At 70.0% G+C, this 9,381-nt stretch carries 4 protein-coding genes; all 4 read left to right on the top strand.

What is annotated here, in order from left to right; translation table 11 throughout:
* Positions 1 to 823 precede the first annotated feature (823 nt).
* The 4 genes from ACFQ7F_RS43610 to ACFQ7F_RS43595 all read left to right on the top strand — a co-directional run bounded on the left by ACFQ7F_RS43610 (position 824) and on the right by ACFQ7F_RS43595 (position 9,357).
* On the top strand, positions 824 to 6,577 hold the full coding sequence (locus ACFQ7F_RS43610) for a DUF3560 domain-containing protein (protein WP_383284536.1): 5,754 nt from the start codon (positions 824 to 826) through the stop codon (positions 6,575 to 6,577).
* 414 nt (positions 6,578 to 6,991) lie between these two features.
* The gene (locus ACFQ7F_RS43605; protein WP_383284533.1) at positions 6,992 to 8,089 is read left to right on the top strand and encodes a TniQ family protein; all 1,098 of its coding nucleotides are present in this window, start codon (positions 6,992 to 6,994) and stop codon (positions 8,087 to 8,089) included.
* A gap of 216 nt (positions 8,090 to 8,305) precedes the next feature.
* Positions 8,306 to 9,181 (top strand): hypothetical protein, encoded by an 876-nt coding sequence (locus ACFQ7F_RS43600; RefSeq protein ID WP_383284530.1) that lies wholly within the window; start codon positions 8,306 to 8,308, stop codon positions 9,179 to 9,181.
* Entirely contained in the window at positions 9,175 to 9,357 is a 183-nt protein-coding gene (locus ACFQ7F_RS43595) for a hypothetical protein (RefSeq protein WP_383284527.1), read from the top strand. The genes ACFQ7F_RS43600 and ACFQ7F_RS43595 overlap by 7 nt, the downstream gene beginning before the upstream one ends.
* The last annotated feature ends 24 nt before the right edge of the window (positions 9,358 to 9,381 follow it).

Here is a 9,381-nt window from a genome sequence, read left to right as displayed (position 1 = left end):
GTATGTACCACGCTTCGCGTGGTACAACTAGTGATCCGCTTCGCGGATCCCTTGACAGCGTTTCACGCTGTCTGCTATAGGCCCCCGCTTCGCGGGGGCTCCGTGATCCGCTTCGCGGATCACTGCTTTCGGCTGACAGGTAGAGAGATCGTTCCGGTTGCCAAACCGCCAATCGGTGCAGCCCTGTGGACAGTGCCATAACCCCAGCTCAAAGCCCGTTCCGGCTCCTCCCTGGTCTACGCTCCCCTATCGCGCGATCGCCGTAACCGCCAATCCATGCATCCTTTTTCCACAGCTCGCGAATCGAACAAGAGGGGGGAGTGGCACCGCTTGGCGGTTTCGGCTCTGACCTGCGGGAAGGGTGTCCTTCTTGCTGCCTTTATTGAGAAGCATTTTCAGTAGCGTGTTCGAGTAAGGGTCCTCAGTAAAGTTTTGCCCCTTACTGATCTTGGTGGAGCCGTGGCGGTTTCGGCTCCCTCGAAGGGTTTCCCCTGGTGGTACCCGAAACCGCCAATCAGTGCCGCCTTTATCCACAACGTTCCGCACTGCCAGTGCTGCCATGCGCCCCGCAGGCGGCCTGTGTGGGCGCGCGCGGGCAATGGCCGCCACTGTCGGCCCGTCGCGCGGGAGGTGGGCGCGTGGCGCCTCCCGCACCCGTTCTGCGCTGAACGTCAGGCCGGACGGCGGGGTGAGGCCGCGCAGCCCGCGAGTTGTAGATGGTTTCACAGATGAACTTGTAAATGAGTTACGACTTACCTAGTGTGGGCATCGCACCAACCCGCAGGGGAGCACCCCAGCGGACCGGATCGAAAGGAACCCCCACATGACTGTCAACTCCGCCCAGCTTCACGCGATCATGGTCCCGGCGGCCTTGGATGAGCACCTTCGGGACACCGATGATGCCGAGATCAGGGGCATCCTCCGTGAGGGCCGGACCATGGCTGACGGGTCGGTTGCGGTGGTCGGCTCCCGTGAGGCACTGCACGTGATCGCGGACCTTTGCGGGGTGCTGGCCGGTGGTGAAGGGTGCGAGGCAGACGCATACGAGATCGAGGCGTACGCGGCCTACACGGAGTCGCTCGCGGGTCTCCTGCCCGATGTGCCCGTCGTGCCCGTGGAGCCTGCCGAGCCGGTTGTCCCGACTCCGCCGTGCACGCGTCCGGAGCCGAACACGAGCACGGTGTACGCCACGGTGGCGGACGCGATCGAGGCGGGCGCACCCAAGGGCGCGGCCAAGTTCGCGGAGGATGCCGCCAAGCACGGTCAGCCTGTCTCGGTGGCGCTCGATGGCGGGGTGTGGGAGGTGCGTACACCGGTGGCGCGCGCGTGCTGGACCGGCGGGAAGTTCAACGGCCGTCAGTCGTCTGCCAAGGGTGCGCGGGTCAAGCCGACGCTTGCACAGTGCCGTTCGGCCGTGGCTGGAAAGGGTCCCGAGCCGGTTGTACCCGTCGTGTCCAAGGACGGGACGCGGGAGGTCATCGAATCGCGCGACGGAAAGGCGCGGTACACGCTCGCCGTAGTGCCCACCGAGGATGTGCGCCCGGAGACGCGGGAGGCATACGAAACGCTGCGCGATGAACTGTGCGACGTCATCGACGCGCGCGAGGCGCGCACGCCGAAGTGGCGCGCCAAGCGCGGTCCGGCCGCAACGATGAAGCTCGAACCGTCGGCGGACGCTCCGGGGTACGCGGCTACCGGGTTCGAGGATCTCGGCGCGTGGCTGGAGTGGACGCACATTTCCATGACCGGTGTGGCCGAGGACGGCCGGTCGACGTCGACCGGTCACCCGGTGCGCGGACAGGTGTGGTCACAGGCTCCGCAAGCGGCCACGTGGTACGTGACCACCGACCGATCGGGACACACGGGCGAGTACCACGTCATGACGCGCTCGGGCAGCGACGGCGCGTACCGGTACAGCATCGGCGGATCGGCCGTCCGGCACGCGGGTGAGCCTGGCACTCAGCTTGGCTTCGACGAGATGCCCGCACGGGGCGCGGCCGAGCCGAAGCCGGTCGAGTCGTACGGCGAGTGGGACGCGGAGAAGCGTGGATTCCTGCCGCACGCCCCGGTGTCGGCACACGTGGGTGCGATCGAGGTGCTCGGCGATCGCGTGTGGTTCCCCATGGTCATCGACGGTGTCCGCATGGACGCCGACGCGTGCGGCGGCAACGAATGGAAGATCACGGTTCCCGGTTCCTCGCGGGACAAGCCGCTCGCGACGTGCTCTGTGCCGGTCGCCAAGGGCATGGTGGTGCAGTTCGCGGCGAAGATGCTGCGGCAGCTCGAAAAGCTGGCCAAGGGCGAGGAGTGGGGCAGCAACCAGAAGTTCCACGTACGGGAGGTGTACCGCTTTCAGCGGCTCGGCACGGTGGAGTGCCACGAATGCAACGCACGTCCCGACGGCGCCACGGGCAGTGAGCGGTTCTTCGAGTACGAGACTCGGCCGCTGGTTCTCTGCGCTATCCACCTGTCGCGGAAGACGCGAACCGTGCTCACGGGCGGACGGGTGTTGGAGGTGTCCGTACAGCGGCTGCACTCGATCGGTGACGCTCAAAAGGTGATGGCCACCCAGAACAGTCTGGCGGCAACGGCCATGGTCGCGATGATCACGGGTGAGATCGACTCCCCCGCGGTCGCGGAGGCGGAGCGTGCGGAGGCGTACGCGGTCGCTCAGTGCGAGAAGTGGGCGGAGGCGGCGGAACTCGCGGCCACGCACGCCGAGCAAGCGGCCGAGCGCGCCCGCCAGACGGCATGGGACGACGTTGACGGATGCTGGGCGCAGGTCGCCCTTGCGGAGCACGCACAGAAGGACGTAGCCACGTGTGTGGACCAGGTGGCGCCCGAGCGCACGGCGTACGTGGAGCGGATCAACGACGCGGTGTACCGGGCGAAGTGCGCGGTGGACGACGCGAGGAACGAGGGGAACGACCGCCAGGAAGCGGCCGACGACATTCGGTGTGGTCTGGAATCGGTGCGGGAAGCGGCGGAATCGGCCGCACAGTGCGCCGAGTCGGTTGCCGAGGTCGAGCGGTGGGCCAAGGGGTGCCCGGACGTGGACGGCGCCCCCGAGACCCTCACCGGGTGGCTTGCCGACGCGCGAGCAGAAGCGGCCAAGGCTGCTGAATGGGCGCAGCGCGCCCGGACGTTCGAGCGGACGCGGGAGACGCGCCCGGAGTGCTGGTTCACGCTCGCCGGTGGCGCTGCGGAGGAGGCACGGGAGGCACTGAAGGAAGCGCGGTCGCTCGCGCGGTGTGCGGCAAAGGAGCGCGGCCGTGCCGACCGCGTCGCCATCGAGCAGGCCCCCGATGCACCCGCATGGAACGCGCCGAGCGTCCCCGACGCACAGAGCCAGGAGGAGGCACCGGACCAGGCCACACCGACGCGCGCGGTACCGGACACCGATGCGGCGGCCGGACGTGACCCCATGGGGAACCTGCCGAAAGCGTGGAACGACGCACTGTGCGACGTAGCCCGCGGGCAGGTTCACACCCTGGACGGCGAATGGCAGCGGATCACGCGCGGGTGGCCCGGACGGCACCCGAAACAGCGCGCCCTCTCAGGCCTGTTGGCACTCGGCCTGATCATCGAGGCCGACGACGCCGAGCACGTCGAGATCCTCTCGGCCCTCGCACGTCGGGTCACCCTGTCCCGCGCGGGCGTCGCTCGGTTCGACGCGTTCGGCCCGGAGATCCCCGCGCGTGCCCGTGAAGCGGCGAACGAGGCCGAGGCTGGCCGGGCTTCGAGTGGGAGGGAAGGGGGCGCGCAGGGGTCTGTGGCGGTGCCGGCCTCTTCCGAGAATTTTGACGCGAACGCGTCAAGTGGAGCGCAAGGTGAGGGTGGGGAAGGGGGGTTGAGCATGGAACTTGACGCGGACGCGTCAAATAAGGTCATGGCTCAAGTCGGGGAGATGGGGTCGAGCGGGAAACTTGACGCGGTCGCGTCAACTGGATTGAGGGAGGCAGCGGTGGCCGTGGCGGTTATGCCGATCGGCTGGGCGAAGCCTGCCGGGCGCGGTGACTGCGCTGCGGCAAACACCTGTGGCGGGTTCGGGGTGCTGCTGTGGGACGTGCCCGGCTGTGCTCCGCGTTGCGCCGAGTGCGCCGCACGGGTCATGGGGCACTCCCCGGCGGCGCTGCGCGCGCTCACCCTGCCCGGGGACGTCGTGGAAGCGGAGGAGGAGGCAGAGGCGGCGGACATCGTCATTCGGCACACCCACGAGGACGGCACCACTGTGGAGGGCTCTTCCAAGGGGGATGGGGTGTGGGAGGCGCTCAAGCCGCTCGGGTGGACCTACCGCCGTAACCCGGGGATCTTCATCCGGGGCAGCCGCAACCGCAACGCCGACCGCTGGAAGATCGGCGTTGCCGTCAAGGCGGTGCGGGCTCTGGGCTTCACGTGCGTGGAGCAGATCGAAGAGACGCTCTCGTTCGCGCAGCGGGAGGCGGCGCGCGTGCAGAGCGCCGAGGAGCGCAGCGAGCGGTACGACGAGCGGGCGGGACGCGCGGCGCAGTCCTCGGAAGCGGCGCGCAAGGCGTCCGACCAGATCGGCGAACGGTTTTGGATGGGTCAGCCGATCCTTGTGGGGCACCACTCGGAGGGGCGTGCGCGCCGGGACCAGGAGCGCATGCACAACCAGATGCGCAAGAGCATCGCCGACGACAAGAAGGCCGGTTACTTCGCCTCGCGTGCGGAGGCGTCGGCCGCGTACGAGAAGTACCGCAAGGCGCCGGGGCGCACCCTGCGCCGGATGGAAAAGCTCGGAGCCGAACGCCGCGGCGTGCTGCGCGAGCGGGACGGCGTCGACGACCGGGGGCGTCCCGCGGACTTCTGGCGCACCGCTCCGAGCCCGGAGCGCCGCGCGGAGCTTGACCGGCGGCTGGCCGAGTACGACGAAGAACTCACCTACTGGGCCGAGGTGATCAAAGAGGCCGAGCGGCGCGGCTTCAAAGTGTGGGGGAAGCCGGATTTCGTGAAGGGCGATTTCGTGTGCTACCGCGGCACCTGGTACGAGGTCACGCGGGTTAACGCGAAGTCGGTCACGATCCCCCACATTCACGCGAGCTTTGACGGCGGCGCCGTGGGCGCGGTCGGCGGCCGGAAGGTCGTCACGAAGGCGGCGGCGGTAGCGGCTGGGCGGATGGGCGTCTACACCTATACCGCCAACTTCAACGACGGCGTATCCGGCCGTATGTCCGCCGACCAGATGACGGCGGCGCTCGCAGGTGAGCCGCTCCCCGCCGATCCGCGCGACGCCACCCCGGAGCCGGTCGCGTTGGCGACGGTGAGCGCTCCGGTGCCAGCCGGTGTGTCCGACCCCGGAACGGCCGAGGCGTGGGAGGGCGAGGGGGGCGCAGTGCCGGGCGTCGCCGTCCCTCGGGGGGCTATGCAATTCCAGGGACTTGACGCGAGCACTTCAATCGGCGACGCGACCCCCGGCGACGAGCTGCCCGGCCCCGCCTCTGAGGGTGGCCCGTGTGCGTTCGGGGACATGGTGGCTGTGTTCATGGCGTCGAAGGGTGGCAGCCCGGCCCGCCAGCGGGTGCTGTGGTGGATGCCCCGGCGGGATGCTCAGTCGGTGTGCTGCGATGCGCGTACGTCGGGCGCGCGGTTCATGTTGTGCTGGACGGCCGAGCCGGGCAAACACGGGACGGACTGGGATTTCGTCACGGATGACGGCCGGTTCGGTGAGGTGCTGCGGGATGCGCACGCGCGGCCGGTGACGGCTGAGGGGTACGCGGAGCGGCGGCCGGGCACGTGCCACCCCGAGCGGTGGTGTGGTCATGCATGGCCGTGCGGCCGAGATGTGGAGGCGTGGCAGGCGCGGCAGCCGAAGAGCCGCGCGCAGCTGCGGCGGAAGGCGCAGGCCGAAACGCGAGCGGCCAAGGCGGCACCCCCGGCCCCGGTGCGGGCGGCGGCCCCTGTGGGGGAAGGGGGGATTTCCGCAGAACTTGACGTGGACGCTTCAATTCCCTGTGCCGGTTCTGCCATCAGGCACGATGAGCGCGGGACGCAGTGCCGGGAGCTCCCCGCTTCCCCGGTGCGCAAGGCCATTGAGACGGGTGAGCGTGAGCCGATCGCCACGCCGTACGTTCCCGCCCCGCGCGTTTTCGAAGTCGCGCCGGTGGAGTCGCACGAGGCACGCCAGGTGCGTGCGCTGGTGGCGCGGCTGCGCGCGGCCGAGGACGTCGAGGTTGTCCAGGAACAGGCCGCGCGGAATTGGTTCGAGGCCGCTGTAGAGCCGGTGGCCGTCGTCGAGGACCGGGAGGAGCACCAGGACCAGGACGCGCCCGTACTTTCCTGGGAGGCGATCGCCGAAGAGCTGCGGGAGCTGCGGGCAGTGCTGACCAGCGACGACCACAAGCCGGAGGGCGAGCCGGTGCGGACCTGGGACGAGGTCAGGCGGGAACTGGCGGCGCTGCGGCGGAAGCTCTCTCCGGGGCGGCCGGTGGCCCTGCCGGTGCGGCCCGTCCGGATTCCCCGACGACTGCGGCGCGAGGCCCTGACGATCGCGGCGAGTGCGGCGCTGGTCACCGTGGTAGCGGGGCAGATGGCCGAGATGATGCCGTACAGGTGGTGAAGCTCCGGGGCCGGAGGCGTACGGCCGCCCCGGCCCCTGCCGGGCCGCGTGCAACCACCGAGGAGGAGGAACGGCGCGCGGCAGTCCGGTGGGCCGAGGAGGGGCTTGCGGGTGCCGACGAGATGCGCGGGCCCAGCGTGGATACCCCGCAGGCCCGCCGGATCGGCGAGGGTGCTGCGCGACGCGCCGTACAGAACGCGCGGTATGCGCTCGCCGCGAGCGGGCCACCGCCGAGGCTGCGGTCGACCCGTGGCGGAGGGCCGGGACCCGGCACCGGCCGGGCACCCTGGCCGCCCCTCTTCCCCGGCCTCGGGGCCGGGTGCCGGCGCCTTTCCTAGAACTTGACAGGCTCGCGTCAATCGAGAGTCACCCGTTCGGGGACGGCCCGTCAGTGGGGTGTGCCACGGTGACCACATGAACGCCACCGGCCGCGCGGAACTCACCGCGAACGATCTCCCGATCCGCGTCCCGCTGATCCAGGACGAGACCCTCGCCTCGTTCCTGCTGCGCACCTCGACCGCCAACGGCCTTGCCGTCGACGCTCTCCTCGGAGCGCTCGTTGAGAGCTGCCCCGAGCTGCCCGACGACGGCCTCATGCCGCAGCGCGAGGAGGTCCGCCTCCCCGCCGAGGGCCTCGCGCAGCTCGCCGCCTTGGTGGGCCGGTCATCCGAGCAGCTCGCCCGATCGGTGCCCGGCGTCCGCCCCGAGGAGTTGGTCGACGCACCGCGCATCGAGCGGTGGCCGCGGGACTTCGGCGCCCCTCCCCTGCCCGCCTGCCCGCTCTGCATGGAATCCGGCGTGTGGCTCGCCGCTGAGGGCCACCGATGGCGTCCCTGCGGCTGCGGTCGTCGGTGGATGGCCAGCGATGACGGCGGCTATGTCGTCGACACAGGCCCGGTGCCCGATCTGGGGCGTGCACTGGTGCGACACCGCGAGTTCGTGCATCGGGTGGGACACGTGGGTGATGCGCTCGTGGCAGATGCTCATCAGGTGATGCTCTGGTGGTGGGTCTCCGGGCAGGGCGCCGTCGAGACATGGCGCGAACGCGATGACGCCCTCGGTATGGAACGACACCGCCGCCGAGCCGCCCCGGTCGTCACCTACCCCGAAGCCGTCGCCCTCGCCGAACTGATGTGGAAGTGGGAGGAGCGCCGCCGCAAGGCCGGGGCCTCGGCCGAGAAATGGATCGAGAGCGTCGGGCAACTCGCCCCCGCCGGCACCCTCACCCGCCGGGAACAGACACCGCTCAAGTACTTCGTGGAGCAGCACCGGATCGAACCGGCGGGCAAGCCCAAAGGACGCACCACCACAGAGCGCAGATGGAACCGCCTTCCAGCCCTGCACGAACCACCCGCCGAGCACGGCCTCTTCCGTGCACCGTCCTGCCTCATGTGGGTCTACAGCCTCCCGCTCACCTCGACCACGGCCGTATGCCCCCGCTGCGACGGCCGCGCACCGTCCTGCCGGTGGGTGCCCTACGCCAAGTGCACCGGACGGCCCAAGAATAGGTAGAGCAGCCATCCGGCGGCATCTTGTCAGTGCCCTCCGCTACGCTCGCAGCGAGGGCAGACACCGCCGCCCCTACCGCCGCCCGCGCGCCCACGCCGCCGCAGGGCATCGACGGTACGAAGGTCCCACGGGACGCCGGTTGCTGACATCAAACTGACGATCCGTTCCGTAGTCCGGGCGGGTGGCGTGGGGGCCGAGGCCCGGATGGGGAAGGTCGCCATGCCTAAGCGCAATGCCGAACGGAAGGCCGCGCGAAAGCTTCAACTCGCCGAGGGCCTCGGGTATCAGGAAGCCCTGCGCCGAGTGCGTGCGCAGCCCGCCCCTGAGGCCACCGCTGAAGAGGCGCCGGCACCCGACGCGGGCGCCGTGGTGTACGTACTGCAGCCCACCGCCGTCGAGGCCGACGAGGGCATCACCGCCGAGGAACTCGGTATCCGTGCACTCCCGGCCGACGCGACGGCATCACTGCGCGCGCACGCCGAGGCGGTGTGGAGTCCGGCCCCCGACGGCGAGCCGTGCCGGTGCTCGGGGACGGGATGCCGCCACGGCGAGCCGTGCACGGAGGAGTACACGGACGGGACGGGCCTGCGCCTGATCACGTGCGACGGGACGATGATCCACAGTGACCGTCATCCGGGCAGTCTGTGGGGACTGACGGAGTGGTGGGATTCCTACTCCTGCCCGGTGTGCGGCGAGGGTTTCGGGGTGTCGGTCGAGCTGCCGGATATCCCGTGGGGCGAGCTGCGGCAGAGGGAAGGCGGCGGGACAACCACCGTGGTCTACGACGGTGTGAGGCACCCGAACTTTGGCGTCGACGAGGAGGGCGACGGCGAGGGCGAGCTAGACCCCGACGACTACCCAGTGCCTGGAGATGACTTCTACGGCGACGAGGGCCAGGAGGACGAGGAGCCGCCCGACGAGGAGGGCCAGGAGGGCGGGCCCGCCCCTCTCGATGACGGGTCGCAGGACTATGACGACCCGATCGGCGGACCGGACGAGGACGAACTTGCGCCGCCCGCACGGGTCCTGGCCGTCGACCACGACCCGCAGCCGACAGCCACCGACTGGGCAGCGGTGGAGGCCCGCCCGTGGTGAGGCGTAGTGCCCTCGACCACGACGAGGAGTGCGACCTCCTGACCTACGACGAGGGCGGACACTGCACATGCCCCGAGGAGAGGGCGCCGGGGTGGAGTGACTACAACGCTCCGGTGCATGGCGAGGAGCCGGACCCGCACGATGGTCGCCTTGCCGGTCCGGCGATGGACTGGTGAACGTCGAGGGCCCCGCCGCGTGTG

The organism is Streptomyces sp. NPDC056486 (assembly GCF_042795295.1).
Taxonomy (GTDB): Bacteria; Actinomycetota; Actinomycetes; order Streptomycetales; family Streptomycetaceae; genus Streptomyces.
This window is presented reverse-complemented; position numbering and strand designations above follow the sequence as displayed.

Bases quoted from the DNA above. Each gene is read 5' to 3' on its own strand.
- ACFQ7F_RS43610 (WP_383284536.1), top strand. From the start codon at position 824: ATGACTGTCAACTCCGCCCAGCTTCACGCGATCATGGTCCCGGCGGCC.
- ACFQ7F_RS43605 (WP_383284533.1), top strand. From the start codon at position 6,992: ATGAACGCCACCGGCCGCGCGGAACTCACCGCGAACGATCTCCCGATC.
- ACFQ7F_RS43600 (WP_383284530.1), top strand. From the start codon at position 8,306: ATGCCTAAGCGCAATGCCGAACGGAAGGCCGCGCGAAAGCTTCAACTC.